Source organism: Streptomyces sp. NPDC002446, assembly GCF_053595675.1.
In genome coordinates this window covers 48,496-73,727 of record NZ_JBSFYC010000032.1, presented here as the reverse complement: position 1 = coordinate 73,727, position 25,232 = coordinate 48,496, and the positions used below count along the sequence as shown (strand labels likewise).

Sequence of the window (25,232 nt, the reverse complement as noted above, 5' to 3'; positions counted from 1 at the left end):
ACAGTCCCCGTACGGACAGCACGGGCTCGCTGCTTCGCTCGCGACACTCGCTCACAGCATCAGCTCCGATCGGCGCCGGGGGTTGATCCGCTCCCGCCAGGCACCGGCCAGGCCGGCGAGGGCGAGGGTGGGGACGATGATGAACAGGCCGGGGAAGAGGGTCGGCCACCAGTCACCGGCCAGCAGGGAGCCGCGGGCGGCGTTGACCATGCTGCCCAGGCTCGCCTCGTGGGCGGGCAGTCCCAGGCCCAGGAACGACAGCGCGGACTCGTGCCAGATGGCGTGCGGGACCATCAGCACGGCGGCGAGTCCGGCCTGCGGCAGTACGCCCGGCAGCAGATGACGCACCGTCACCCGCAGTCGCGAGGCGCCGCCGGACAGGGCGGCGTCCAGGTACGGGCGGGAGCGCAGCGAGAGCACCTCGGCGCGGACGATCCGCGCGGTCGACAGCCAGTGCGTCAGCGCCACCGACGCGATCACCGGCCAGACGCCGGGCCGGAACATCGCCACGATGAAGATGCCCAGCAGCAGATGCGGCACCGACGAGAACAGATCGACGATCCGCATGACCGCCCGGTCCGCCCAGCCGCCGAGCGCACCGGCCAGCGCGCCCACCGCCGTACCGATGACGGTGGCGGCCAGCGCCGCGACGGCCCCGACGAGCAGGGAGACGCGCAGCCCGTAGACACAGCGCAGCAGCAGGTCGCGGCCGACCTCGTCGGTGCCGAACGGGTGGGCCCAGGAGGGCGCTCGGAGCTTGGCCGCCAGGTCGACGGCCTGTTCGTCGAGCGGGACCAGGAGCGGGACGAGTACCACGGCGAGGACGGTCAGGGCCACCAGCGCGGCGCCGGCCCGCACCCGCAGCGTGCGGCCGGTCCGGCCGCTGCCGCTGCGTCCGCGAGGGGGGTGCCAGGTGAGCTCAGCCATCGAAGGCCACCCTCGGGTCGGCGAGTCCGTACAGCAGGTCGGACAGGAGGTTGCCGACGAGGACGGCGGCGGTGGCCAGTACCGTGAGCGCGGCCAGCAGCGGGAAGTCCACGCTGGTGGCGGCCTGGACGGTGGCGGCGGCGATGCCCGGCCAGCTGAAGACCGTCTCGACCAGCAGGGCGCCGGTGATCAGCTCCGGCACCCGCGAGCCGATCAGGGTGAGTACCGGCAGCAGCCCGGAGCGCAGCGCGTGCCGGAGCAGCACGGTCCGCTCCCGCAGACCGCGGGCCCGCGCCCCGCGCACCGGGTCCTCCTCCAGGGCGTCGCCGACCCCCTGCCGTACGTACAGCACGAACCACGGCAGCTGGGAGAGCGCCAGCACCAGGGCGGGGAGCACGAGGTGGCGCGCGATCTGCCCGGCGGTGGCCACCTCGCTGGCGGAGTCGGTCAGTCCGCCGGCCGGCAGCACCCCGAGCCGGAGCGCGAACAGCCACACCGCGAGCAGGCCGAGCCAGAACGGCGGCGCCGCTTCCAGGACGTAGGCGGAACAGGTGACGGCGCGGTCGAGCAGCGAGCCGCGCCGCCGGGCCGCGAGCACGCCCAGCACGGTCCCCAGGACGACGGCGAGCGCGAAGGCGAGCGCGCACAGCAGCACGGACCAGCCGATGCGTTCGCCGATGACCTGGGAGACCGGTGCGCGCAGCGTCGCGGAGTCGCCGAGGTCACCGGTGAGGGCGCCGGTCAGCCAGTCCCACCAGCGGGCGAGCAGCGGGCGGTCGGCGCCGAGGTTGTGCCGGATCTGGTCGAGGTTCTCCTGGGAGGCGGTCAGCCCGGCGGTGCCCGCGTACGCCTTGACGGGGTCGAAGGGCGAGGCGGCGGCGAGGGCGAACACGCCGAGGGTGACGGTGAGGAGGACGGGCACGGCGAGCAGCGCCCGCCGTGCCGTCATCCGCGCCATCGCCCCCCAGGGAAGCGGGGTGGTGGCGCTCACTTCCCGGTCTGCCAGTCCTCTACGTTCCACCAGGGGCCGGAGGCCAGCCCGTGGTCGTGCGGCTCGACCTGGGTGGTCAGGCCCGGCCAGCGGTCACCGATCACATAGAGGTGGTCGATGTGGGTTAGGAAGATGTAGGCGGGGTCGTCGGCGAGCCGTCGCTGGACGGTGTCGTAGGCGGCCTTGCGGGCCGTGCGGTCGTCGGTGCGGCGGGCCTGGACGAGCTGGGCGTCCACGGTCTTGTCGGCGTAGCGCGACATGTTGTTGAAGCCGTCGCCGGCGAGCGAGGAGTGCAGCAGCAGGTACTGGTCGAAGTCGGGGTCGGCGGGGCTGCCGCCGCCGGCGAGGACCGCGTCCCGCTTCATGTTCGGCTCGATGGCCTCCCAGGTGCCGGACTCGGTCTTGACCTCGATACCGGCCTTCTTGGCGTCGGAGGCGAAGGCGAGCGCGTGCTCCTGACGGAGCTTGTCGCCGGAGAGGTACCACAGGGTGAAGGAGGCCCGCTGCCCGTCCTTGTGGCGGATGCCGTCGTCGCCCTTCTTCCAGCCGGCGTCGTCGAGGATCCGCGCGGCCTTCTCCAGGTCGTGCGGGCGCTCGGTGCCCCGGGCGAACCACGGGCTGTCGGTGGGCACCGGCCCGTAGGCGGGCTTGCCGGCGCCGCTCAGGATGCCCTTGACCATGGCCCGGCGGTCCACGGCGATGTCCAGCGCCCGGCGCACCGCACGGTCGCCGGTGACGGGGTGGGCGCTGGGCAGGGTGACGTTGCGGTAGTCGAAGGTCTTGGCGGCGAGGGTCTTCTTATCCTTGTCGGACGCGAAGGTGGCGGCCAGGTCCGGCGGCAGGATGGCGCCGTCGAGGTCGCCCGAGCGCAGCCGGGTGGCGCGGACGTCGTCGTCCTTGATGACCGCCATGGTGAAGTTCTTCACCTTGGGCGCGCCGCCCCAGTAGGTGGGGTTGGCCTTGAAGGTGAGCTTCTCGCCCTTGGACCAGTGGGTGAGGACGTAGGGTCCGGTGCCGATCGGCTTGGTGGTGAACGAGCCGGTGTTGACGTCCTGCTTGCCGGCGATGTGCCGCGGGGCGATGGGCAGGACGGTCCGCTCGGCGAACGGCGCGTAGGGGTACTTGAGGTGGAAGACGACGGTCCGGTCGCCCTTCTTCTCCACCGTGTCGATGGCGTCCAGCTCGGCCCTGGAGGCGTTGTTGGTCTTCTTGTCGAGGATGGTCTCGTAGGTGAAGACGACGTCGTCGGCGGTGAAGGGCTTGCCGTCGGAGAACGTCACGCCGGGGCGCAGGGTGAAGGTGTAGGTCCTGCCGCCGTCGGAGACCTTCGGCAGGGCGGACGCCAGGGCCGGCTTGAGCTTCATGCCGGCGTCGTGGGTGAGCAGCCCGTCGAAGATCTTGGAGTTGCCGTCCTTGCCGTAGCCCAGCAGGGGGCTGAGCGTCTCCGGTTCGTAGGCGATGCCGACGACCGCGGAGTCCTTGCCGCCGGCGGCCCGGCCCCGGCCGTCGTCCGGCGTCGAACAGGCCGCCGCCCCCAGTGCCAGGGCACCTGCGAGCGCCGCGGCGGCCCCTGTGCGTATCGACCGGGCCGTCATGCCCACACCCCTCATGAAGATCGACTGTTGTTCGCGCATCAGCGTTATTGCGAGCTTTGCGCAATTAGCGATCCCATTAAACAGTATGTAAAGAGGCGGTCGGGAACCGGGCTCCGACCCCACTTCCGTCAGGAGCTTGCGGTCTTCAGCGTCAGATCCCACTTGGCCAGCGGCTCGTCGATCGGCTGGAAGATGGTGACGTGACTGCCGCCGAAGTCGTCACAGCCGGCGGCACCCCCGCCGGAGTGCAGCCCGACGGCCCTGGGGGCGTTGAGCTGGGTGACGTACGCCCCGCCCGAATCGCCCGCCGCCGAGCAGGCGTTGGTGTACGAGAGCCCGCCGATCATCACATTGCCGTAGTCCACGGTCTGGTCGACCCGGGTGACCTCACCGCAGTGCCAGCCGCTGGACTGCCCGGAGCGGCAGATCGACATGCCGACCAGACCCTCCCGCGAGCCGGTGACGGTCACCGGCGTCCCGCCCTGGCCCGCCACGGTCGAGGTCAGCGACCATTCCGGCTGGTCGACCGTGACCAGCCCGAAGTCGCCCTCGCGTCCGTTGACGCTGTGATCGCCGCCCTCGTTGGACGTCCCCATCCGGGTGCCGTCCTTGCCGTACGCGGCCTGCTCGGGGGTCAGGGTGCAGTGACCGGCCGTCACAAAGCCCTCCAGGCCGGACGGGCCGGTCACCGAGAAGCCGATGGAACAGATGCCCTCGTTGCCGGGCATCCAGCGCTCCCCGCCGACGATCCTGCCGCCCTGCTGACGCGGCGACTGGTCGGTGTGCTCGACGGTCACCGGGATCTTCGCGCGGGTCCCCATACCGCGTACGGCCTGCTCGAAGGCGTCGGTCTGCGCGGTGCGCCTGGTGCGGTCGACCCGGATCACCACGCCGTTGGACCGCTCGTCCACGCCCCAGCCGATGACGCCCGGTACGCCCTTGCCGGCCCGGGCGTCGATCTGCGCCACCAGCGCGGTGAGCGCGGCATGGCTGTGCGGCACCGTCTTGGGCACCGCGCCGGCCGCCCGTACGCGCTGTGCGTCGCCGGCGCCGGTGACCGCGACGATGAGCCTGCCGCTCGCCTTGTCGAACCACATCCCGGCGGGCGGGGTGGTCAGCGCCCGGCGCACCGCGGCCGCGGCGGTGTGCGCGTCGGTCTCCTGCGCGAGCCGGGTGCGCACCTGGTCCCTGGTCAGTCCGAGGTCCCGGCTCATCGCGTCGAGCATGCCGCGCGGCGAGGGCTGGGGCGTCGGGTCGGGCCGAGGTACGGCATGCGCCGGGCTGAGCTGGCCGACGGCCGCCAGCGCGGCGACGGTCGCGCCCCAGAGAGCGGCCTTGCGGAAGCGTTCCATCGGGGATCTCCTCGCGGTGTCGAGTGCACATCGGATCCGACGTGTCGAGCGTGCGCGACACCGCGGCGGGCGGCATGAGGGAGATCCTTTGCATCATGGCCGGACGACGCGCGAACCCCGCTCCCAAGTCCCCGCCGCCCACGGCCCGATAGCGTTCGGGCAACTGCCCCCGGAGCTACGCAATGTGACCTGCTCGGGCGCCCGCCATCCGGGAGCCGGGGCACCTGAATGCCCGTCACACGGTCCGGACGGGCCGGCCGCCGCCGCGCCCCGAGGATTCGCCCACCCGGCCGACGGCCCGGCCGAGCTCCGGGCGGACGAGCCCGCGCGCCGCCCCCGACAAGGCTCCTGTACCGGCCGCGGACGCGGCGGACCGGTGAGCGCCCGGCGGGCTCGGCGGCCCCGGGGCGCTCACCGGTCCGGGAAAATCAGAAGTCGCCGCCCCCGAAGCCACCGCCGTCACCGAAGCCGCCACCGTCACCGAAGCCGCCGCCGAAGTCGTCGGGGCTGAAGTCGGAACCGGAGGCGTCGCCGCCCTCAGCCCCGGAGGGTGTGCCGTAGTCCGCGCCGTAGGCGTGCGGCGCCATCATCATGTTGCCGAGCAGCGTGCCGACCAGGAGGCCGGGCAGCAGACCGCCGCCGAAGTAGCCGCCGGCCCAGGGGCCGTAGACCGGGCCGGCCTCCCAGTAGGGGCGGTCGCCGCTCTCGGTCCGCACCGTGCGGGCCAGCGGCTCCCGGCCGTCGTCCAGCCGGCTCTTGTCCGCGGCGCAGACGGGTACGGTGCGCTCCGCGCCGCCGGCCGGAGCCCAGGCGGCATCGGTGACGGACGGGCCGTGCCGCGGGTCGAAGAAGCAGGGCGGCCGGCGCTCGGGCAGTGTCCTGCCCTCACGGCGCGCGGCGAGCGTGGCCAGCGAGAACCGGCCGTCCTCCAGGGCCTCGGTCACCGCCCGCACATCGCCGGGGTGCTCGGCCGCCGCCATCGCCGACTTGGCCTTCTCGTAGGAGTCCAGCGCATGGGCGTAGTCCGCGCGCATCGCGTCGTCGGCGCCGGGCTCACCGGGGTGGAAGTCGAGCCGGTCCAGCTCCTCGCCGAAGGCCGTGATGTCCTCGTCGACGACGACCCGCAGGTCCTCCAGCGCGGCCCGCTCCACCTCGGCCCGCCGCCGGCGGTTGCGGCGGGCGATGGCGTACGCGCCGCCACCGCCGACGGCCACCAGCACACCGAGGCCGATCGCCGCGCCGGCGTCGAACCCGCCGCCGCCCCCGGTGTCACCCCAGGAGTCGGGGGCGTGGCCCCGCGCCGACTGGTTCGCGGTGTCGACGAAGCTGTTCAGCCGGTCGGCGACCGTGGAGTAGTCGGAGCGCTTGACCGAGCCGACGAGGTTCTGGACGGAGCTGCGGGACATCACCCTCGGGTCGGCGCCGGCGTTGAAGCCGTCGCCGAGTTCGACGGCGTAGACGCCGCTGATGCCGACCTTCGTCCGCAGATCCCGCAGCAGCGTGCCGGGCTGGTACTCGGCGGTCCGCGGCAGCACCGCGACGAAGACCGGCTTGTCCGCGTCCTTGATCTTCTTGGCCAGCGCGTCGGCCTCCCCGGCGGACAACTGGTCCGAAGCGCGCGGATCGACGTAGACCGGGCCCTTCTTCAGGGCCGCCGCGGCCTCGTCGAGTCCGCCCACGGCATGGGCGCCGGGCGCCATCAGCGCGGCCACCGCCACCAGCGCGGCCACCAGGAGCAGAACCGGTCCGATCAGCGCACGACGAGTTGCGGTTGCGGTGTTCATGAGTTCGACGCTACCCGAACGGCACTTTCCAGACATCACCGGACAGGTGACCGATCTGATCCGGCCGCGGCATTTTCGCCCACCCCCGGGGGCCTGTCGCGCCGGAAATGACCATCCAGGTGATCGCTCAGCGCGTCGTTTTTGGCCATCGGCGGGCCGGGGATGCTCCGGCTCGTCCCTCCCCCGAGGAAACGAGGAGACGATGTCCAGGGCCACCTTGATTGCCACGAATCTCGCCGTCGCCGTCTCCGCCACCGCCGTCGGCTGCATGCTGGTGGTCACGCTGGCACCCGCGCGCCCCGACGCCGCGACGGGCGGGCCGCCGGCCGCCGGCGCGCTGGCCGCCGCCACGGGGCACGAGGGCTCGTCCGCGCGTGCCGCCACCTCCGCGCTCGGCGCCGGTGCCGCGCGCCCCGGCACCGATCTGCCGACCGCGCCCGTGACGGGGCGGATCGAGGTGACCGCGCCGCAGGCCGGCGTCGACTTCCAGCCGAACGGCAGTTTCGCGGTGGCCTGGAGGAACAGCACGGGCGAGCAGGTGGACGTCTGGCTGCGCACGGCCACCGGCCACGGCCGCTCCCAGCGGCTGGGGCTGGTCGCGACCCAGGCGGGCGCCGGGGCGGCCGCCGAGGCGATCGTGACGCTGCCGCCGGTGGCGCCCGGTCCCCGCTACTTCCTGGAGGTGGCCACCGCCGGTGACGGCGAGGTCCGCGGCTTCAGCAGGACCTTCGCCGTCACGGGCGCATGACCCGGGGAGACGGGCCCTACGGCGCGGCGAGATCGACCAGCCCCGCCAGTGCCTCCCGGTGCCGTCCCGGCGACCCCAGCGCGAGCTCATCGCTCTTGGCCCGCTTGAGGAACAGATGGGCGGGGTGTTCCCAGGTCATCCCGATGCCGCCGTGCAGCTGGACGCACTCCTCGGCGGCGCGCACCGCCACCGGCGCGCAGTACGCCTGGGCGACGGCCACCGCCACGGGAGCGTCGGGGCTGTCGGTGGCCAGTGCGTCGGCGGCGTAGCGGGCGGCGGCACGGGCCGAGGCGACGTCCAGCCACAGCGCGGCCATCCGGTGCTTGAGCGCCTGGAACGAGCCGACGGGGCGGCCGAACTGGGTGCGTTCGGCGGTGTGGCGCACGGTCTCGGCCAGGCACCACTCGGCGACGCCCAGCTGTTCGGAGGCGAGCAGCCCGGCGCCGGTGAGCAGGGCACGTTCGACGGCGGCGCGGGCACGGTCCCCGGTGGCCAGGACGCGCCCGCGGGCGCCGTCGAAGGTGAGGTGCCCCAGCCGGCGGGTGAGGTCGAGCGGGGTGACGGTGCCGGTGTGCACGCCGTCCGCCGAGGCCTTGACCGCGTACAGCGCCGGGCCGTCGGGCCCCTGGGCCCACACGAGCAGCAGCTCGGCGGCCGCGGCGTCGGCGACCGAGGTCACCCGCCCGGTCAGGGCCCCGTCCGGGTCGGCGCGTACGGCCGGTTCCGGCAGCCGTCCGGGCGCGGTGGGCAGCGGAAGCGCCAGCACGCCGACGGTGCGGCCCTCGGCGAGCGCGGCGAGCGGCCCGGCGACCTCCGCCCGGTCGTGCGCACAGCCGAGCAGTGCGGTCACCGCGATGACCGCGCTGGTCAGATAGGGGACGGGCGTCACGAAGCGGCCCAGTTCCTCCAGCACGACGGCGGCCTCGCGGGCGCTCGCGCCGGCCCCGCCGAGCTTCTCGGGGACCAGCAGCCCCGCGGTGCCGATCTCGGCGGCGAGCGCGTGCCACAGTGCGGTGTCGTAGGGGATGTCCGACTCCAGACCGGTGAGCACGGTGGCCGGATCGCTGCGGTCGGCGAGCAGCGACCGTACGGCGGCGCGCAGTGCGTCCTCCTCCTGCGAGTAGAGGAGATCGGGGTCGGTGCCCTGGGGCGCGCTGATCTGCGGGTCGGTCATCGGGGGAGGTCCTTCCACGCGACGTCCTTGTCGGTGCGCGGCTCGGGCGGCAGCCCCAGCACTCGTTCGGCGACGATGTTGAGCAGCACTTCGGAGGTGCCTCCTTCGATGGAGTTCCCCTTGGCGCGCAGATAGCGGTAGCCGGCCTCGCGTCCGGTGAAGTCGACGCCGTCGGGGCGGCGCATCGTCCAGTCGTCGTAGGTCAGTCCGTCCTCGGCGAGGAACTCCACCTCCCAGCCGCTGATCTCCTGGGCGAGCCGGGCGAAGGCCAGTTTCATACCGCTGCCCTCGGGGCCGGGCTGCCCTTTGGTCAACTGCTGGCGCAGCCGCTCGCCGGTCAGCCGGGCGACCTCGGCGTCCACCCAGAGCTTCAGCAGCCGCTGGTGCAGATCGTGGGTGCGCAGTGCGGGCCGGGCGCGCCAGTCGGCGGCGGCGACGCCGATCATGCCGCCCTCGCGGGGGATGCGGGCGCCGCCGATGGCGACCCGCTCGTTCATCAGCGTGGTCTGGGCGACCTTCCAGCCCTCGCCGACCGCGCCGAGACGGTGGGCGTCGGGGATCCTGACGCCGGTGAGGAAGACCTCGTTGAACTCGGCCTCGCCGGTGATCTGCCGCAGCGGGCGCACCTCGACACCGGGGTCGGTCATATCGCAGATGAAGTAGGTGATGCCCCGGTGCTTGGGTACGTCGGGGTCGGTGCGGGCGATCAGGATCGCCCAGCGGGCCAGGTGTGCGCTGGACGTCCAGACCTTCTGGCCGTCGACGACCCAGTGGTCGCCGTCGGCCACCGCGCGGGTCGCCAGCGCCGCCAGGTCGGAGCCCGCGCCGGGCTCGCTGAACAGCTGGCACCACACCTCCTCACCGGTCCACAGGGGCCGCAGGAAGCGCTGCTTCTGCTCGTCGGTGCCGAACCGGAGGATGGTGGGGGCGGCCATGCCCAGGCCGATGCCGATCCGGCCCGGGTCGTTGCCGGGGGCGCCCGCGGCCTCCAGCTCCGCGTCCACCACCGCCTGGAGGGAGCGCGGCGCGTCCAGTCCGCCGAGGCCCTCGGGGAAGTGGACCCAGGCGAGCCCGGCGTCGAAGCGGGCGCGCAGGAACTCCAGCCGGCCGGTGGTGGCGGGAGGACATGCGGCCAGCAGCTCGGCGGTGCGCCGGCGCAGGTCTGCGGCGTCGGTCATCGGGCCTCCTTCGCTCCGGGAACCACCACGAGCCGGCCGACGGAGGTGCCGTCGGCGACCCGCTGCACGGCATCGGCGGCCGACTCCAGCGGCACCCGCCCGCCGATCAGCGGCTTGATCACGCCCTGCGCGGCGAGCTTGGTCAGCTCCTCGTGGCAGGCGTCGACGGCGGCCGGGTCCTTGGTGTTGTACAGGCCCCAATGCAGGCCCAGGATCGCGTAGTTCTTCACCAGTGCGTGGTTGAGGGCGGGGCTGGGAACGGTGCCGCCGGCGAAGCCGACGACGATGACGCGGCCCTCGAAGGCGATGCACTTGACGGACTTGGCGTACGCCTCGCCGCCCACCGGGTCGTAGACGACGTCGGCACCCCGGCCGTCGGTGGCGTCCTTGACCGCGGCGACGATGTCGTCCGAGCGCCGGTCGAGGACGAGGTCACAGCCCAGTTCGCGGGCGGTGCGCACCTTGTCCGCACCGCCGGCCACGCCGATGACCCGGGCGCCGGCGGCCTTGCCGAGCTGGACGGCGGCGCTGCCGACGCCGCCCGCCGCGGCGTGCACCAGCAGCGTCTCGCCCGCCTGGAGCCGGGCCCGGCGGTGCAGCCCGAACCAGCCGGTCTGGTAGCCGATGTGCAGTGCGGCGGCCTCCGCGTCGTCCAGGGCCTCCGGCGCCGGGCGTACGGTCGCCGCGTCGACCACGGCGAGCTCGGCGAAGCCTCCGGCGGGCAGCGGCGGCTGGGCCAGTACCCGCGCCCCGGTCTCACCGGCCGCCCCCTCCCCCACGGCGAGCACCTCGCCGCAGATCTCCACGCCCGGCGTGAACGGCAGCGGCGGCCGGACCTGGTACTGGCCCCGGCACAGCAGCGCGTCGGGGAAGTTGACGTTGGCGGCCCGCACCCGCAGCAGCAGCTGCCCCGGGCCCGGCTGTGGATCCGGCACCTCCTCCAGCCGCATCACCTCACGCGGCTCGCCGTTCGCGTGTACGCGCCATGCCTTCACCTGGTGCCTCCGCAGAGTTGGGTACGCGGGTGGGGCGGAGGGCACCCCGGCGCCCTCGCCAGCGACATACTAAGCGGTCGGTATCCGCTACGGAACAGTCGCCGCCGAGTCTTCGCCACGTCGGGGCGCCACCCCGGCCGTCTCCCCCGCCGCTCCCCGGAACCTGGTACTGACAGGGTCAGGCTCCCGCCGTCGTGATGGCGGAGACTGGCCGGTATGGACTCACCCGCCATGGACACCCCCGCCGAGTTGGGGCACTTTCTGCGCACCCGGCGCGCCCGGCTCCAGCCGGAGGACGTCGGGCTGGTCTCCTACGGGGCGCGCCGCCGGGTCCCCGGTCTGCGCCGCGAGGAGCTGGCCCAGCTGGCCGGCGTCAGCGTCGCGTACTACACCCGCCTCGAACAGGGGCAGAGCCACAACGCCTCGGAAGGGGTGCTGGACGCGCTGGCCCGCGCGCTGCGGCTGACCGCCGACGAGCGGGCCCATCTGCGCGCGCTGGCCCGGCCCGCGCGGGCGCGCCGCCGCCCGGCGGTCCGCCATGACAAGGTCCGCCCCGGCGTACGGCAGTTGCTCACCGCCATGGCGGGCGTGCCGGCCGTCGCGCTCGGACCGCGTTTCGAGGTCCTCGCGTGGAACCGCCTCGGGCACGCCCTGACCGCGGGGCACCTCGACTTCGACAGCCCCGGCCGCCCGCTGGACCGCCCCAACGCGCAGCGGCTGCTCTTCCTCGATCCGCACACCCGCGAGCTGTACCCGGACCGCGACCTGGAGGTCCGGCGGGCCGTCTCCGCCCTGCGGGTGGCCGCGGGGCAGTACCCCGACGATCCCCAGCTCACCGAGCTCATCGGCGAGTTGTCGATGAAGTCCGCCGAGTTCAGCGACCTGTGGTCGCGGCACGCCGTCAGCAACTGCACCTTCGGCACCAAGCGGTTCCACCATCCGCTGGTGGGCCACCTGGAGCTGGACTTCGAGATGATGCACACGCCGGACGGCTCCGGGCAGGGCGTGCTGATGTACGCCGCCGCGGAGGGTTCGCCGTCCGCGGCGGCGCTGCGGCTACTCGCCGCGGAGCGCGGGCCAGAACTCCGGGTCCTCGAACCCGAGCGCCCATAGGCCGGTGCCCCGCACCCCGTACTTCCGCAGGAGCGGCAGCTGGTACCGGACACCGTGCGCGTCCTGGTACCAGACCTCGTGCTCCACGCCGTCCTTCAGATAGCGGAAGTACGGGGTGCCGGACCGCTCGTCGAAGAGGTACTCGGCGTCCGCCCGCTCGCGCAGCGCCTCGGCCTCCTTCCAGGTCACATGGGCCGCATGCCCCTTGACGCCGGTGACCCAGTCCCAGCCGTAGCCCGGGAAGGCCACCTCGATCTTGTTGCGCGGGATGGTGGCGGTGGCGTAGCGCAGAAACTCCTCGTACCAGTCCCAGGACGACAGCGGGCCCGCCTCACCGCCCGACCAGTGCAGGTCGTAGCCCATGATCCGGACGCGGTCGGCGTATCTGCCGAGCCGCTCGTAGTCGAAGGCGGTGCCGGATCCGCGGACCCGGGCCAGCACCGTGACCACGCACTGCTTGTCGCGGGCGTGCAGCCGGGCGCACAGCTGCTTGACGAGTGCGTTGTACCCGGTCCGCACCCGCTCGCGGGCCTCCTTGTCGCCGGTGACCGCCATCGCCTCGTAGTCCAGGTCGATCCCGTCGTAGTCCCGGCTCTCCACCACGTCCAGCAGCCTGTCGACATGCGCCCGCCGCCGCTCGGGGTCGTGCATCAGGTCGGCCATGTCGTCGGCGCCGAGGGTCTCGGTCACGGTGGGCACGACGTCGATCCCGGCGTCGTGCAGCCCGTCGATGATGCTGCGCCGCCCCGCGCCGTCGTGTCCGGTGATGTCGGTGTCGGACGAGGTCTGGTACCAGAAGGGGCTGACGGTGTGCAGCTGGGAGGCGTGCCGCAGTGCGTCGCGGTAGGCGGCGTCGACGTCGCCCCAGAAGGGCAGCCAGGCCGAGGTGGTGCGGCCGCGGGCCTGCGTCGCCTCGGCCGCAGGGGCGAGCGGCCCGGCGAGCACCGTCACGGCCAGCAGAGCGGCGAGCCCGGTGCGCGCCCGGGATCCTGATGGTGGGTTCATGCCTTGAGCGTCACCCGGCACCGGTCATGACGCACCGTCAGTTCCGCCGAACGGGGCGGCCGCAGCGGCGGGGCCCGGTGCTAGGTGCGGCCGTCCCGCTGCTGTGCCGTGCGCAGGGTCTCGGACGGCACCGCCCAGCGCGCCCGCACGACCGTGAACCCGGCCTTCTCGCAGGCGTCGCAGACGAGTTCGTCATCGTCGACGACATGGCGGATCTCGCGGCGGCGGGCTATCCGGTGCAGGGCCTCCAGCTTGGTGTGCCGGGCCGGGCGCCGGTCGCTGTTGGGCCGCATCCACAACGGGCCCTCGGGCAGTTCGTGCCGGGCGAGCCAGGCCAGGGTGTCGCGGCGGCAGCGCTCGGGGCGGCCGGTGAGGTAGCCGACCTCGCAGTCCTCGGCGCTGCGCAGTGCCAGGGCCACGCCCTCGGCGAGCGGAGGGTCCTCGGTGGCGGCCGCGAAGAAGGCCTTCCAGTCGCGCGGGGTGCGCTCCAGCCAGTGCTGGCGGTGGCCGGAGTCGGCGAGGGTGCCGTCGAGGTCGAAGACCGCCAGGGGGCGCGCCGTCATGCCGTTGCCGTCCTCTCGTGCCGCGGTTGTCCGCCGTGCCGCGGTTCCCCGCCGTGCCCCTCCGGCGCGGTGACCGCGATCCGGCCGGATGCGATGCCCTGCGCGAGGGAGAGGCGGTCGTAGGCGATGTCGGTGCAGGTCGCGGTGTCCATGCGGAGCCGGACGTCGGGGCGGGCGGCGGGGCCTTCGGCGTAGCCGGGGCGGCCGTCGGCGGGGAGCAGGACATGGAACTCCCCCTCGTCGAGGGCGATGTCGATGACGCGGGCGCCGTCCGCGAAGTGGCCGGCGAGCCGCGCGATCAGCGGCACCGCGAACCAGTGGGCGCGCACCGCGTCCGTCGGCCGCTTCTCGTCGAGGGCGGGGGCGCCCCAGTCGGCGAGCGCGGTGAGCGCGGGCAGCAGCGCCCGGCCGCGGTCGGTGAGCTCGTAGACGTAGGCGGCTCCGGGCGGGGCGAGCCGGCGGCGGGTGACCAGGCCGTCCCGTTCCATGTCCTTGAGCCGGGAGGCGAGCATGTCCGTGCTGACGCCGGGCAGGTCGGCGTGCAGGTCGGTGTAGCGCCGGGAGCCGCCCAGCAGTTCCCGGACGATCAGGAGCGTCCAGCGGTCGCCGACGGCGTCCAGGGCTCGGGCGACGGCACAGTACTGGTCATAGCTTCGGCGCGGCATGGCACCAGCATAGACAGAAGTTGGACTTTCCAAGTCCCTACTTGGTAAAACCAAGTAGGGTGTTGACGAGTGCCGCCGCGCCGCGCGGTGAGCGAGGGACCTGGAGGCCACCGCATGCAGTTCAAGCAGTCCAGCAAGATGGCCGACGTCTGCTACGAGATCCGCGGGCCGGTGATCGAGCACGCGGACGCGCTGGAGGAGGCAGGCCACAGCGTGCTGCGGCTGAACACCGGCAATCCGGCCCTGTTCGGCTTCGAGTGCCCCGAGGAGATCCTGCAGGACGTGATGCGCAACCTGTCCCGCGCACACGGCTACACCGAGTCCCAGGGCATCCTCTCGGCCCGCCGGGCGGTGGCCCAGCGCTACCAGCAGGCCGGGCTCCCGGACGTCGGCGTCGATGACGTCTACCTCGGCAACGGCGTCTCCGAACTCGTCTCGATGGCCGTGCAGGCGCTGCTCGACGACGGCGACGAGGTACTCATCCCGGCCCCCGACTTCCCCCTGTGGACGGCGGTCACCACGCTCGCCGGCGGCAAGGCCGTGCACTACCTCTGCGACGAGTCCGCGGACTGGCTGCCGGACCTCGACGACCTCGCCTCGAAGATCACCGACCGGACCCGGGCGATGGTCATCATCAACCCCAACAACCCGACCGGCGCGGTCTATCCGCGCGAGCTCCTGGAGGGCATGCTCGACCTCGCCCGGCGCCATCAGCTGATGGTCTTCGCCGACGAGATCTACGACCGCATCCTCTACGACGGCGAGGTCCACCACCACGCCGCGGTACTCGCCCCCGACCTGGTGTGCCTGACCTTCAGCGGACTGTCCAAGTCCTACCGCGTGGCCGGATTCCGCTCCGGCTGGCTGGTCGTCTCCGGCCCCAAGGAGCACGCCGCCGACTACCTGGAGGGCCTGGGCACCCTCGCCTCCATGCGGCTGTGCCCGAACGCACCCGCGCAGTACGCCATCCAGGCGGCGCTCGGCGGCCGGCAGAGCATCCAGGACCTGGTGCTGCCGGGCGGACGGCTGCACGAGCAGCGCGACCGGGCCTGGGAACGGCTCAACGAGATCCCGGGCGTCTCCTGCGTCAAGCCCAAGGGAGCGCTGTACGCCTTCCCCCGCCTCGACCCCGCCGTACACAAGATCCACGACGACGAGAAGTTCGTCCTGGACCTGCTGCTGCGGGAGAAGATCCAGGTCGTCCAGGGCACCGGCTTCAACTGGCCGCGCCCGGACCACTTCCGCATCCTCACCCTCCCGCACGCCGACGACCTGGACGCCGCGATCAGCCGGATCGGCCGCTTCCTGGCGGGCTACCGGCAGTGACACCGCGGCCCGGCCGGCCGGCGCCTTTACGTCACCCGAACGGCCGTACATCGACGTGCCCTTGAGCGCGGCGCCCGCACCCTATTAAGTGGAGGGCGGCAATCCTGCCGCCGTCCCCACATGGGAGAGGGGTTCCATGCCCGTACGTCCTGCGATATCGGAAGCGGAACTGGAAGCTCACCTGCGCGGAATCTGCTTCAAGACGGGCCCGCCGCGCCGCATCGGCGTCGAGATCGAATGGCTGGTCCACGATGCGCGCAACCCCCGATGTCCGGTCGAACCGGAACGGCTGCGGCATGCGGCCGACGCCCTGCGCGCCCTCCCCCTCACCTCCCTCCTGACCTTCGAACCCGGCGGCCAGCTGGAGCTCAGCTCGCTGCCCGCCGCCTCCCTGACCGAGTGCATCGAGGCCATGACGGCCGATCTCGCACTGGTCCGCCCCGCGATGCTGGCCATGGGCCTGGGAATGGCCGGCCACGGCCACAACCCGTGGCACCCGCCGCGCCGGGTACTGACCGACCCCCGCTACAACGCGATGGAGGCGTACTTCGACCGCTGGGGCTCCGCCGGACGGGCCATGATGTGCGCCACCGCGTCCGTCCAGGTCTGCGTGGACGCCGGCTACGAGGAACCGGGGCCCCTCGGGCTCGGCCGGCGCTGGCTGCTGGCCCATCTGCTGGGCGCGGTGCTCGCTGCGGCCTTCGCCAATTCGCCGACCAGCGAGGGCTGCCCCACGGGCTACCGCACCACCCGCCAGGTCGTGTGGTCCCAGCTCGACCCGGGCCGTACCCTCGCCCCGCCGCAGGGGCCGGACCCGCGCACCGCCTGGACGCGCTACGTCCTGGACGCGCCGGTGATGTGCATCCGCCGCGAGGACGGCCCCTGGGACGCGCCGGAGGGGCTCACCTTCCGCGACTGGGTCCGTACCGGCGACCCCAGACCGCCCACCCACGAGGACCTGGACTACCACGTCACCACGCTCTTCCCGCCCGTACGGCCGCGCGGCCATCTGGAGCTGCGCATGATCGACGCCCAGCCGGGCGACGCCGGATGGATCGTGCCGCTGGCCGTGACCGCCGCGCTGTTCGACGACCAGGAGGCCGCCGAGCACGCCTACCGGATCGTCAAACCCCTGGCGGAGACGGCCGGTTCGCGGCCCGCGCCGCGCAATCCGCTGTGGCGGCGGGCGGCCCGTGGCGCGCTGAGCGATCCGGAGCTGCACGCCGCCGCGGTGGCCTGCTTCGCCGCCGCACAGGACGCCCTGCCGCGGCTCGGCGCCTCCCTGGGGGTGCGCGCGGCGGTCGCGGAGTTCACCGAGCGCTATGTGGCGCGCGGACGCTGTCCCGCGGACGACCATCTCGACGCCCTGTATGCCACGGAGGGCGCTCTCCCCCTTGGGAAGGACGGCCAGTGACCATCGATCCGGAGCTCCTTCGCGAGCGGGCGGCCTCGGCACTGCTGACCGCCCGCGACCGCACCCACCTGCTGACCACCTGCGTCGAGCACCCCGATCTCGTCGCCCAGCACTCCCCGCTGATGTCCCCGCTGGTGTGGGACCTGGCCCACATAGGCAACCAGGAGGAGCAGTGGCTGCTGCGCACCGTCGGCGGCCGCGACGCCCTGCGGCCGGACATCGACTCCGTCTACGACGCCTTCGAGCACCCGCGCGCCGAGCGCCCCTCGCTGCCGCTGCTGGCGCCCGACGAGGCCCACGGCTACGTCGCCGAGGTCCGCGGCCGGGTGCTGGACATCCTGGAGCACACCCCGCTGCACGGCGGTCCGCTGCTGGAGTCCGGCTTCGCCTTCGGCATGATCGCCCAGCATGAGCAGCAGCACGACGAGACGATGCTGATCACGCACCAACTCCGCGCCGGAGCCCCGGTCCTGAGCGAGACCGAGCCGTTGTCGGTCCCCGCAGACGTCCTCGCGGAGGACGAAGTCCTCGTCCCCGGCGGGGCGTTCGCCATGGGGACGTCCACCGAGCCATGGGCGCTGGACAACGAACGGCCCGCGCACCACCGGCTGGTGCCCCCCTTCCTGATCGACACCACACCGGTCAGCAACGGCGCCTACCAGCGGTTCATCGAGGCCGGCGGCTACGACGAGCCGCGCTGGTGGACCGCGGCGGGCTGGGAGCAGGTACAGCGGCACAAGCTGCGCGCACCGCTGTTCTGGAAGCGCGACGGCGGCCAGTGGCTGCGCCGCAGATTCGGGGTGACCGAGCCGGTGCCGCCGGACGAGCCGGTGCTGCACGTCAGCTGGTACGAGGCGGACGCCTATGCGCGCTGGGCCGGCCGGCGGCTGCCGACCGAGGCCGAGTGGGAGAAGGCCGCCCGGTACGACCCGGCGACCGGACGGTCGATGCGCTACCCCTGGGGTGACGAGGACCCCACGCCGGCGCACGCCAACCTCGGCCAGCGGTACCTGCGGCCCGCCCCCGTCGGCAGCTACCCGCAGGGCCGGTCGCCGCTCGGCGTGCGGCAGCTGATCGGCGATGTGTGGGAGTGGACGGCGAGCGACTTCCTGCCGTATCCGGGCTTCGCCGCCTTCCCCTACCGGGAGTACTCGGAGGTGTTCTTCGGCGACGGGTACAAGGTGCTGCGCGGCGGGTCGTTCGCGGTCGACCCGGTCGCCTGCCGGGGCACCTTCCGCAACTGGGACCTGCCGGTCCGGCGGCAGATCTTCTCCGGGTTCCGCACCGCCCGGGACGCCGAACCGCGGGAGGCCGGTGACTGATGTGCCGTCATATCGCTTACGTGGGACCGGCGATCCCCTTCGGGCAGGTCGTGCTGGACCCGCCGCACGGCCTGTACCGGCAGTCGTGGGCGCCGCGCCGGCAGAAGCACGGCACCGTCAACGCGGACGGGTTCGGCGTCGGCTGGTACGCGCCGGGCGATCCGGTGCCCGCCCGCTACCGCAGGGCCGGGCCGATCTGGGCGGACGAGCAGCTGCCCGACCTGGCGCGGGTGGTGCGCACCGGCGCGCTGCTGGCCGCCGTACGGGATGCCACCGCGGCGGGCCCGGACGCCGAGGCGGCGGCCGCGCCGTTCGCCGCCGACCGCTACCTCTTCAGTCACAACGGCGCGGTGACCGGCTGGCCGGACTCCCTCGCGCCGCTGGCCGCCGAGCTGCCGCCGCGGGAGCTGCTGCGGCTGGAGGCCCGCTGCGACGCGGCCTTCGTGTGGGCGCTGGTCCGGCACCGGCTGGCGCGCGGCGACGAGCTCGGTGAGGCGCTGGCCGACACCGTCACGGCCGTCGCCGCGGCCGCGCCCGGCTCCCGGCTCAATCTGCTGCTGACCGACGGCACCACCATCGCCGCCACCACCTGGGGCGACACGCTGTTCCACCAGGCCATTCCCGGCGGCGGCCGGGTCGTCGCCGCCGAACCGTACGACGATTCCCCCCACTGGACCGAGGTGGTGGACCGCACCCTGCTGCGCGCCACCCGCACCGAGGTCCAACTGACCCCGCTCAAGGAGTCCGCCACGTGAGCCCGCTCAGCATCACCCGCACCCTGCCCGCCGACGCCACCGCGGCCGCACTGCGCGCCGACGTCGCCGAGGGCCTGTCCCGTACCCCCAAGCAGCTGCCGCCCAAGTGGTTCTACGACGCGCGCGGCAGCGAGCTGTTCGAAGAGATCACCAGGCTGCCGGACTACTACCCGACCCGCGCCGAGCGGGAGATCCTGCTCACCCGCGGCGACCACATCGCCGCGGCCACCAACGCCCGCACCCTGATCGAGCTGGGTTCCGGCTCCTCCGACAAGACCCGCCATCTGATCGGGGCGCTGTCCGGGCTGCACACCTACCTCCCCATCGACGTCAGCGAGTCCGCGCTGGCCGCGGCGGGCGAGGCACTGCTGTCCGAGCACCCCGGCCTCACCGTGCACGCCCTGGTCGCCGACTTCCAGCAGGGCGTCGAGCTCCCCGCCACGCCCGCGCCGCGGCTGCTCGCCTTCCTCGGCGGCACCATCGGCAATCTGCTCCCCGAGGAGCGCGCCGCGTTCCTGCGCTCCGTCCACGCCATGCTCTCCCCGGGCGATGCCCTGCTGCTCGGTACGGACCTGGTCAAGGACGAGGCCACGCTGGTCGCCGCGTACGACGATCCGCAGGGCGTGACGGCCGCCTTCAACAAGAACGTCCTGCAGGTCATCAACCGCGAGCTGAACGGCGACTTCGACCCGGCGGACTTCGACCACGTCGCGCTGTGGAACGCCGAGCACGAGTGGATCGAGATGCGGCTGAGGGCCCGCGACGAGCTGACCGTCAAGATCCCCGGGGTGGATCTCGCGGTGCACTTCGCGGCGGGCGAGGAGGTCCGCACCGAGGTCTCGGCGAAGTTCCGCAAGGACCGCGTGCGCGCCGAACTCGCCGCCGCCGGAATGGAGTTGACCAACTGGTGGACGGACAGCGCGGACCGCTTCGCGCTGTCCCTGTCCTTCCGCGCCTGACCGCCCGCAGGTTCCCGGCCGGTGTGCCCCAGGGCACGCCGGCCGGGTGCCGTGTTCGCCGCCGGTGTGGTTCGATGCCCCGATCGCACGCGCGCACGGGGCGGGCGGGCGGCATGCGGAGTCGAGGGGCAGGGGACGCGGCATGGGACAGGGGCTGGATCGTCGGGGTTTCCTCAGGGGCGCGGCCGGACTGTCGGCCGCCGGGGTACTGGCCGGGGCGGGCAGCGGGCAGTTCACGGCCCGCGCGGCGGACCGCCGGCCCCCGGCGCCCGCCGCGCTCTCCGTACAGGACTGGATGTCGGCGCTCCCCGACGACACCCCCGTCGCCCGTCTGACCATCCCCGGCACCCATGACTCCGGTGCCCGGCTCGGCGGCCCCTGGGTCGCCTGCCAGAACACCTCCGTCGACGACCAGCTCAGCAGCGGCATCCGCTTCCTGGACGTCCGCTGCCGGGCCGTCGACGACGTCTTCGCCATCCATCACGGCGCCTTCTACCAGGAGCTGATGTTCGGCGATGTGCTCAACTCCTGCCGGGCGTTCCTTCAGGCGCACCCGTCCGAGACGGTGCTGATGCGGGTCAAGCAGGAGTACTCGGAGGTCAGCGCCGAGGAGTTCCGCCGGATCTTCGGCATCTACCTGGACGCCAAGGGCTACCGCTCGCTCTTCCGCCTGGACGGCGACCTGCCGACGCTGGGCCGGGCGCGCGGCAGGGTCGTCCTGCTGGCGGACTCCGAGGGCCTGGGCGGCATCCGCTACGCCGATCCCGTGCTGTTCGACATCCAGGACGACTACATGGCGGAGCCGTTCGTGAAGTACCCGAAGATCGAGGCGCAGTTCCGCAAGGCGCACGCCCAGCCCGGCAAGCTCTTCGTCAACTATGTGAGCACCGCGGCCCTGCTCCCGCCCCGGTCCAACGCTGACCGCCTCAACCCGCAGGTCAAGAGCCTTCTGGAGGGCACGGAGGGCAGTGCCTGGCGGGGCCTTGGCATCGTACCGATGGACTTCCCGAACGCATTCGGCCTGGCGGAGACGCTGATCCGGCACAACATGGCGGGGCGGCTCACCCGCATGGGCTAGCGGGCCGTGTCCGGGCGGTCCGGGGCGCTCTCCAGTGGTTCTCCCGCGCTGTGCGCAATGATCCGCCCGGGTGACCCAACCAAGACGGCCGCCGCTGCATCAGACTGAGGGAAATGTCTGGTTCCGGTTGGTGCCCACGCGTCCGAAACGGGGTGCCGCCGGCTGATGCGGCGAGGCGGCTGCTGGTGGAGACGAGCGAGCGCGGCACCGCGCCGGCGGACGGCGCGGCCGGGGCTGCCGGGGCGGCGAAGGCCCCGGGGACGGCGCCGTTCGACGGCTGCCCGGGCCCCGGCCGGCCGTCCTGTACGGGCCGCGGCCGGGCCGGCGTTCCCCTGCGGGCGACCGTGGCGCTCGGCGTGCTGACCATCGTGGTGGGCAGCACCGCGCTGGCGCTCGGCACACCCCCGCGCGATCCGTTCCTGGCCGCCGGGGACAGCACCACCGGCTCCTATCTCGCGACCCGCGCCGACGGCGACCAGGCCGCCGCCGCGGTGCTCGCCGGGCCGTACCGGGAGCGGCCGGGGCCGCCCGTGCCGGCCCGGCGCGGCGGCGGACCCGCGGCCCCGCTGCCGCCGTCCCGGCCGCTGGAGGCCGCCCCGGCGGCGCCCGCACCGGCGATCGGCGCGCTGTTCTCCCCCGGCAACGACGGTGACCCGACACACCACTGCACGGCGAGCGTGGTGCACGCCCCCGCGGGCGATCTGGTCGCCACCGCCGCGCACTGTGTGCACGACGGCGGCTTTCGCACCCGGCTCGTCTTCGCACCCGGCCTGCACGACGGGATCGCCCCGTACGGCCTGTGGGTGCCCACCCGGATCCATGTCGATCCGCGCTGGATCAGCGACCGGGACCCCGACCACGACGTGGCCTTCCTGCGGGTGCGCAGGGCCGGGCGGGCCGGCGGCCGGATAGAGGACCTGACCGGCGCCGAGCGGATCCGGTTCGACGCACCGGCCGGGCGCCCGGCGCTGCTGACCGGCTACCCCGCCGACCGGGAGGCCCCGGTCGGCTGCCGGCACACGGCGGACGCCCAGGGCCCGGCCCAACTGCGCTTCAGCTGCCCGGGGTTCCCGAACGGGACGAGCGGCGGGCCGATGCTCACCGACCTCGACCCGGCCACCGGCACCGGCTCGCTGATCGGGGTGGTCGGGGGCCTCGACGAGGGCGGCGACGACCTCACCTCGTACAGCAGCCGGCTCGGCGCGGACGCCGCCGCGCTCTACCGGCGCGCGATCGCGGAGCCCGCGCCGAGGCCGGGCGTCAGGCCCCGCGTGACACCACGGTCTTGAGGACGGACGGCAGTGGGTACCAGTCGGCGGTCGCGAAACTCGCGTGGGCGGCGGCCAGTTGACGCACCCGGGCCAGCGCCTGCGCCTCGGTCGGGCGGGTGCCGTCGATCGCCGGGGGGACGTTGTGCGCGTCGGTCATGATCAGGAGGTAGTGGCGCCGGTCGTACCAGGCGGTGTCGATGGAGCCGTTGAGGTAGGTCGCGGCGTCACCGTCGAAGACCACGAACCAGGGCCGCAGCGCCGCGTCCTGGTAGCGCTCCCGTGGATCTCCGGGCGCCGCCCCGTGCACCGCCGGGAAGGCCGTCGCCCGGGCCAGCTTGCCCTGTCCCGCGAGGTTCCTGAGGTGCCGGGCGTACTCGACGTCGGTCCACAGCTTGTCGAACGGGTTGCTCTCCTCGACGGTGCCGGGTATCAGCTCGAACAGGAACTTCCCGGCCAGGTCGGCGCGCGCGGGCCAGCCGCCGGCCCGCACCGCCTCGTCGGGGGTGGTGTGTCCGGCGGTCAGCTCGCCCGGCCCGTAGACCGCATCGCCCAGCTTCTCGCGTATCAGCGCGTCGAATTCGGCCGGCCCGCGCCCTCCCTTGGCGTTGAACCCGTCCTTCATCTCGACCTTGACCAGGATGGGGCGGTGGCCCGGGTTCGCGTCGTGCCAGGCCTTCATGTCGGCGAGGCAGCCGCCGAAGTCCTGGTTGGTGCGCTTGGTGCGCAGCTCCGAGGGGTGGGCGGCGCCCTCGCAGTTGTTGTTGTTCCCGAGCGGGTTGCCGTGCGAGACCCGCCAGGACCTGCCCAGTCCGTTGGACCAGAGGTCGAGTTCGAGCAGCGCCGCGCCGGAGTCCAGCGCGTCCGCGAAGTAGGGGTACTTCTCCTTGTCGTAGGCGTTGTGGACGCCCACGGACGTGCTGGTGTCGTACGTCATGGCGGCCGGCTCGGCGCCCGCAGGACCGCTCACCGCCATCATCGCCGCGGCCGCTGCGGCAACCGTCCCCACGCATCGCTTACCGTTCATGATCCCCGCTTTCCCCTGAGTCCCCGGCCGGTCGGTCGCCCGGCCGGTCGCGCGTCAGCGTACGGGAGTTGTCAACGATTTGGATCACGGGGTGGGCGGAAGCAATGCAGACTGCGCATGACACCGGCCAACATCAGGAGGGCATATGACCGGCTCGGACACCAACGCACCCACCGGCACGCACACCGCAGCCGACACCAGAAGGACCCCGCGCACCGGCCTGCCCCTTGCCGCGACCGTCTTCACCGGCACGGTCGCGCTCTACATAGCCCTGGTCGCCTTCGGCAACATCACCGACTTCGGCACCAACCAGCAGTACGTCCGCCATGTGCTGGCCATGGACACCACGTTCAAGGACCCCGACCTGATGTGGCGGGCCATCACCTCGCACGCCCTCCAGGACGCCGCGTACGTGGCGATCATCGTCTGGGAGACGCTCGCCGCGCTGGTGCTGATCGCCGCCACCGCCCTGTGGACCGCCGCTCTGCGACGCGGCGACGACCTCACCCGCGCCCGGCGGGCGAGCACCCTCGGTCTGCTGATGCTCGTGCTGCTCTTCGGCGCGGGCTTCCTGGCGGTCGGCGGCGAGTGGTTCGCCATGTGGCAGTCCGAGAACTGGAACGGCGTGGAGGCGGCGACCCGCAACGTCGTCATCGCCGGCCTCGCCCTGCTGGTCGTCCACCTTCCGGCCGCGGGCGGACGGCGCACGGGCGAGGAGTAACGGGCGGACGGCCGGGCGGAAACGGCGGACGGGCGAGGGCCGGTGGCCTCACCACTCGATCCGGTAGCCCGTCAGCCAGGTGTCGGCGCCCGCGCTGCCGCGCTCCGCGCCGTCCTGGCGGGACGGGCGGCCGGTCGTGCCCGATGCGGTGAGCTTGGCCATGCCCGCGCTGGCGGCGACGACCCGTTCCACCCGCTCCCGGCGCAGCTCCTCGTACGCGGCGAAGGCGGCCTGCGGATCGGGCCGGTCACGCAGGCACCTGGCCAGGACGACGCCGTCCTCGATGGCCATGGACGCGCCCTGGGCGGCGTTGGGCGCGGCGGCGTGTGCGGCGTCACCGAGGACGACCATGGTGTCGGTGTGCCACGTCGGGGTGGTGGCGATGTCGTAGGCGTTGGAGGCGATGAGACGGTCGCCGGTGGCACGGACGACGGCGGCGGCCGGGGTGTCGTCGTCGGAGAAGAGCCCGGCGACCCGGTCGCGCCAGGCGCCGGGCGAGGTGACGGGCGCCTGGGTGCGGTCCAGTTCGGGGCCGGGCACGTTGGCGAACCACCAGGCCTCGCCGTCGGGGGCGAGGGTGCAGCCGAAGAAGGCCCGCCGGCCGAAGATCATGGTGTAGGTGTCCGGTGAGAGCGGTACGTCGGCGCCGCGGGTGTAGCCGCAGACGGTGTTCTGGCCGGTGTAGCGGGGCCGCGGGGCGGCCGGGTCGATGAGGGTGCGGGTGACGGAGTGCAGTCCGTCCGCGCCGATCAGCAGGTCCCCCTCGGCACGGCTGCCGTCGGCGAACGACGCGACCACCCGCCGGCCGTGCGCCGTGTGCACGCTCTCGGCGCCTACCAGCCGCTTGCCGTGCCGTACGGCGATGCCGCGGCGCGCCGCCTCGGCGTGCAGCACCTGGTAGAGGGTGGCCCGCCGCAGGGTGCGCGGGCCGAGCCCGGCGCCCTCTTCGGTGCCGGCGATGGGACGCTCCCCCAGTCGCGCGCCGTCGTGGCCGAAGAACTCCACCCGCTGTGCGGGGAAGGATGCGGCCACGACCGGGCCGTGGGCGTCGATCACCCGCAGCGCTTCGAGGCCGTTGGCGAAGACGACGAGGAAGGCGCCGGCATCGTCCGCGCCGGCCGGGTAGGCCTCGAATATCTCCGCTTCGATGCCCGCCTTGTGCAGGGCCATCGCGGTCACCGCCCCCGCGATGCCGCCTCCGATGATCAGGGCTTTGGTCATGCCGGATTCCCCCCACTCGGCCGCCGGCCGGGTCATGGCCGGCGGGTGGTG

The 25,232-nt window shown here is 73.4% G+C and carries 23 protein-coding genes; 10 read left to right on the top strand and 13 right to left on the bottom strand.

The genetic code is table 11. From position 1 onward, the window contains the following. Positions 1–51 precede the first annotated feature (51 nt). The 5 genes from ACWD6P_RS19805 to ACWD6P_RS19785 all read right to left on the bottom strand — a co-directional run bounded on the left by ACWD6P_RS19805 (position 52) and on the right by ACWD6P_RS19785 (position 6,649). Positions 52–927 carry an ABC transporter permease gene (locus ACWD6P_RS19805; protein WP_451445413.1) on the bottom strand — a complete coding sequence of 292 codons (876 nt, stop codon included), beginning with the start codon at positions 925–927 and terminating at the stop codon, positions 52–54. Further along, a complete protein-coding gene (locus tag ACWD6P_RS19800) occupies positions 920–1,885 on the bottom strand; it encodes an ABC transporter permease (RefSeq protein WP_451445430.1) in 966 nt (321 codons plus the stop codon). Before ACWD6P_RS19800 ends, ACWD6P_RS19805 begins: the two co-directional genes overlap by 8 nt. Positions 1,886–1,914: 29 nt before the next feature. Next, the gene (locus ACWD6P_RS19795) at positions 1,915–3,513 is read right to left on the bottom strand and encodes an ABC transporter substrate-binding protein (protein ID WP_451445429.1); all 1,599 of its coding nucleotides are present in this window, start codon (positions 3,511–3,513) and stop codon (positions 1,915–1,917) included. 128 nt (positions 3,514–3,641) lie between these two features. After that, entirely contained in the window at positions 3,642–4,865 is a 1,224-nt protein-coding gene (locus ACWD6P_RS19790; RefSeq protein WP_451445412.1) for a S1 family peptidase, read from the bottom strand. A gap of 428 nt (positions 4,866–5,293) precedes the next feature. Beyond that, positions 5,294–6,649, bottom strand: coding sequence for a hypothetical protein (locus ACWD6P_RS19785; protein ID WP_451445411.1), 1,356 nt, complete (start codon positions 6,647–6,649; stop codon positions 5,294–5,296). Positions 6,650–6,851: 202 nt separating this feature from the next. Here ACWD6P_RS19785 and ACWD6P_RS19780 point away from each other — a divergent pair, with 202 nt between their 5' ends. Then, entirely contained in the window at positions 6,852–7,397 is a 546-nt protein-coding gene (locus tag ACWD6P_RS19780) for a hypothetical protein (protein WP_451445410.1), read from the top strand. Positions 7,398–7,413: 16 nt separating this feature from the next. On the opposite strand, the gene ACWD6P_RS19775 is transcribed toward ACWD6P_RS19780, so the two are convergent. The 3 genes from ACWD6P_RS19775 to ACWD6P_RS19765 are packed head-to-tail and all read right to left on the bottom strand — an operon-like array spanning position 7,414 to position 10,744. After that, entirely contained in the window at positions 7,414–8,571 is a 1,158-nt protein-coding gene (locus ACWD6P_RS19775; RefSeq protein WP_451445409.1) for an acyl-CoA dehydrogenase family protein, read from the bottom strand. Further along, positions 8,568–9,749, bottom strand: coding sequence for an acyl-CoA dehydrogenase family protein (locus tag ACWD6P_RS19770; RefSeq protein ID WP_451445408.1), 1,182 nt, complete (start codon positions 9,747–9,749; stop codon positions 8,568–8,570). Before ACWD6P_RS19770 ends, ACWD6P_RS19775 begins: the two co-directional genes overlap by 4 nt. Further along, complete coding sequence (locus ACWD6P_RS19765; RefSeq protein ID WP_451445407.1) at positions 9,746–10,744, bottom strand: NADPH:quinone oxidoreductase family protein; 999 nt, start codon at positions 10,742–10,744, stop codon at positions 9,746–9,748. Before ACWD6P_RS19765 ends, ACWD6P_RS19770 begins: the two co-directional genes overlap by 4 nt. Positions 10,745–10,960: 216 nt before the next feature. Between ACWD6P_RS19765 and ACWD6P_RS19760 the strand changes: the two genes are divergently transcribed. Then, on the top strand, positions 10,961–11,857 hold the full coding sequence (locus ACWD6P_RS19760; protein WP_451445406.1) for a helix-turn-helix transcriptional regulator: 897 nt from the start codon (positions 10,961–10,963) through the stop codon (positions 11,855–11,857). Here the strand turns inward: ACWD6P_RS19760 and ACWD6P_RS19755 are convergent. From ACWD6P_RS19755 to ACWD6P_RS19745, 3 genes are all read right to left on the bottom strand, one after another. Further along, positions 11,801–12,862 carry a glycosyl hydrolase family 18 protein gene (locus tag ACWD6P_RS19755; protein WP_451445405.1) on the bottom strand — a complete coding sequence of 354 codons (1,062 nt, stop codon included), beginning with the start codon at positions 12,860–12,862 and terminating at the stop codon, positions 11,801–11,803. The two genes, ACWD6P_RS19760 and ACWD6P_RS19755, sit on opposite strands and share 57 nt — an antisense overlap. 80 nt (positions 12,863–12,942) lie before the next feature. Then, on the bottom strand, positions 12,943–13,425 hold the full coding sequence (locus tag ACWD6P_RS19750; protein ID WP_451445404.1) for a phosphatase domain-containing protein: 483 nt from the start codon (positions 13,423–13,425) through the stop codon (positions 12,943–12,945). After that, a complete protein-coding gene (locus ACWD6P_RS19745; protein WP_451445403.1) occupies positions 13,422–14,090 on the bottom strand; it encodes a winged helix-turn-helix transcriptional regulator in 669 nt (222 codons plus the stop codon). Before ACWD6P_RS19745 ends, ACWD6P_RS19750 begins: the two co-directional genes overlap by 4 nt. Positions 14,091–14,204: 114 nt before the next feature. On the opposite strand from ACWD6P_RS19745, the gene ACWD6P_RS19740 reads away from it, so the two are divergent. The 7 genes from ACWD6P_RS19740 to ACWD6P_RS19710 all read left to right on the top strand — a co-directional run bounded on the left by ACWD6P_RS19740 (position 14,205) and on the right by ACWD6P_RS19710 (position 22,233). Beyond that, positions 14,205–15,416 (top strand): pyridoxal phosphate-dependent aminotransferase, encoded by a 1,212-nt coding sequence (locus tag ACWD6P_RS19740; RefSeq protein ID WP_451445402.1) that lies wholly within the window; start codon positions 14,205–14,207, stop codon positions 15,414–15,416. Positions 15,417–15,552: 136 nt separating this feature from the next. Further along, entirely contained in the window at positions 15,553–16,830 is a 1,278-nt protein-coding gene (egtA, locus tag ACWD6P_RS19735) for an ergothioneine biosynthesis glutamate--cysteine ligase EgtA (protein WP_451445401.1), read from the top strand. Continuing rightward, a complete protein-coding gene (gene egtB / locus ACWD6P_RS19730; protein ID WP_451445400.1) occupies positions 16,827–18,152 on the top strand; it encodes an ergothioneine biosynthesis protein EgtB in 1,326 nt (441 codons plus the stop codon). Before egtA ends, egtB begins: the two co-directional genes overlap by 4 nt. Next, positions 18,152–18,907, top strand: a complete 756-nt coding sequence (egtC, locus tag ACWD6P_RS19725) for an ergothioneine biosynthesis protein EgtC (protein ID WP_451445399.1) — start codon at positions 18,152–18,154, stop codon at positions 18,905–18,907. Before egtB ends, egtC begins: the two co-directional genes overlap by 1 nt. Beyond that, positions 18,904–19,866: an L-histidine N(alpha)-methyltransferase gene (gene egtD, locus ACWD6P_RS19720; protein ID WP_451445398.1), complete on the top strand. Its 963-nt coding sequence runs from the start codon at positions 18,904–18,906 to the stop codon at positions 19,864–19,866. The genes egtC and egtD overlap by 4 nt, the downstream gene beginning before the upstream one ends. Positions 19,867–20,008: 142 nt before the next feature. Beyond that, complete coding sequence (locus ACWD6P_RS19715) at positions 20,009–20,944, top strand: phosphatidylinositol-specific phospholipase C domain-containing protein (RefSeq protein WP_451445397.1); 936 nt, start codon at positions 20,009–20,011, stop codon at positions 20,942–20,944. 185 nt (positions 20,945–21,129) lie between these two features. Next, complete coding sequence (locus ACWD6P_RS19710; RefSeq protein ID WP_451445396.1) at positions 21,130–22,233, top strand: trypsin-like serine peptidase; 1,104 nt, start codon at positions 21,130–21,132, stop codon at positions 22,231–22,233. Here the strand turns inward: ACWD6P_RS19710 and ACWD6P_RS19705 are convergent. Beyond that, a complete protein-coding gene (locus ACWD6P_RS19705; RefSeq protein WP_451445395.1) occupies positions 22,205–23,239 on the bottom strand; it encodes a phosphatidylinositol-specific phospholipase C domain-containing protein in 1,035 nt (344 codons plus the stop codon). The two genes, ACWD6P_RS19710 and ACWD6P_RS19705, sit on opposite strands and share 29 nt — an antisense overlap. A 145-nt stretch (positions 23,240–23,384) precedes the next feature. On the opposite strand from ACWD6P_RS19705, the gene ACWD6P_RS19700 reads away from it, so the two are divergent. Then, complete coding sequence (locus ACWD6P_RS19700; protein ID WP_451445394.1) at positions 23,385–23,960, top strand: DUF2165 domain-containing protein; 576 nt, start codon at positions 23,385–23,387, stop codon at positions 23,958–23,960. 48 nt (positions 23,961–24,008) lie between these two features. Here the strand turns inward: ACWD6P_RS19700 and ACWD6P_RS19695 are convergent, their stop codons facing one another. Further along, positions 24,009–25,181: an FAD-dependent monooxygenase gene (locus ACWD6P_RS19695; RefSeq protein ID WP_451445393.1), complete on the bottom strand. Its 1,173-nt coding sequence runs from the start codon at positions 25,179–25,181 to the stop codon at positions 24,009–24,011. Positions 25,182–25,232 lie beyond the last annotated feature (51 nt).

Bases quoted from the DNA above. Each gene is read 5' to 3' on its own strand.
- ACWD6P_RS19780 (WP_451445410.1), top strand. From the start codon at position 6,852: ATGTCCAGGGCCACCTTGATTGCCACGAATCTCGCCGTCGCCGTCTCC.
- ACWD6P_RS19805 (WP_451445413.1), bottom strand. From the start codon at position 927: ATGGCTGAGCTCACCTGGCACCCCCCTCGCGGACGCAGCGGCAGCGGC.
- ACWD6P_RS19715 (WP_451445397.1), top strand. From the start codon at position 20,009: ATGGGACAGGGGCTGGATCGTCGGGGTTTCCTCAGGGGCGCGGCCGGA.
- ACWD6P_RS19705 (WP_451445395.1), bottom strand. From the start codon at position 23,239: ATGAACGGTAAGCGATGCGTGGGGACGGTTGCCGCAGCGGCCGCGGCG.
- ACWD6P_RS19775 (WP_451445409.1), bottom strand. From the start codon at position 8,571: ATGACCGACCCGCAGATCAGCGCGCCCCAGGGCACCGACCCCGATCTC.
- ACWD6P_RS19790 (WP_451445412.1), bottom strand. From the start codon at position 4,865: ATGGAACGCTTCCGCAAGGCCGCTCTCTGGGGCGCGACCGTCGCCGCG.
- ACWD6P_RS19785 (WP_451445411.1), bottom strand. From the start codon at position 6,649: ATGAACACCGCAACCGCAACTCGTCGTGCGCTGATCGGACCGGTTCTG.
- ACWD6P_RS19755 (WP_451445405.1), bottom strand. From the start codon at position 12,862: ATGAACCCACCATCAGGATCCCGGGCGCGCACCGGGCTCGCCGCTCTG.
- ACWD6P_RS19760 (WP_451445406.1), top strand. From the start codon at position 10,961: ATGGACTCACCCGCCATGGACACCCCCGCCGAGTTGGGGCACTTTCTG.
- egtC (WP_451445399.1), top strand. From the start codon at position 18,152: ATGTGCCGTCATATCGCTTACGTGGGACCGGCGATCCCCTTCGGGCAG.
- ACWD6P_RS19745 (WP_451445403.1), bottom strand. From the start codon at position 14,090: ATGCCGCGCCGAAGCTATGACCAGTACTGTGCCGTCGCCCGAGCCCTG.
- ACWD6P_RS19700 (WP_451445394.1), top strand. From the start codon at position 23,385: ATGACCGGCTCGGACACCAACGCACCCACCGGCACGCACACCGCAGCC.
- egtA (WP_451445401.1), top strand. From the start codon at position 15,553: ATGCCCGTACGTCCTGCGATATCGGAAGCGGAACTGGAAGCTCACCTG.
- ACWD6P_RS19800 (WP_451445430.1), bottom strand. From the start codon at position 1,885: ATGGCGCGGATGACGGCACGGCGGGCGCTGCTCGCCGTGCCCGTCCTC.
- ACWD6P_RS19750 (WP_451445404.1), bottom strand. From the start codon at position 13,425: ATGACGGCGCGCCCCCTGGCGGTCTTCGACCTCGACGGCACCCTCGCC.
- ACWD6P_RS19695 (WP_451445393.1), bottom strand. From the start codon at position 25,181: ATGACCAAAGCCCTGATCATCGGAGGCGGCATCGCGGGGGCGGTGACC.
- ACWD6P_RS19795 (WP_451445429.1), bottom strand. From the start codon at position 3,513: ATGACGGCCCGGTCGATACGCACAGGGGCCGCCGCGGCGCTCGCAGGT.
- ACWD6P_RS19740 (WP_451445402.1), top strand. From the start codon at position 14,205: ATGCAGTTCAAGCAGTCCAGCAAGATGGCCGACGTCTGCTACGAGATC.
- ACWD6P_RS19770 (WP_451445408.1), bottom strand. From the start codon at position 9,749: ATGACCGACGCCGCAGACCTGCGCCGGCGCACCGCCGAGCTGCTGGCC.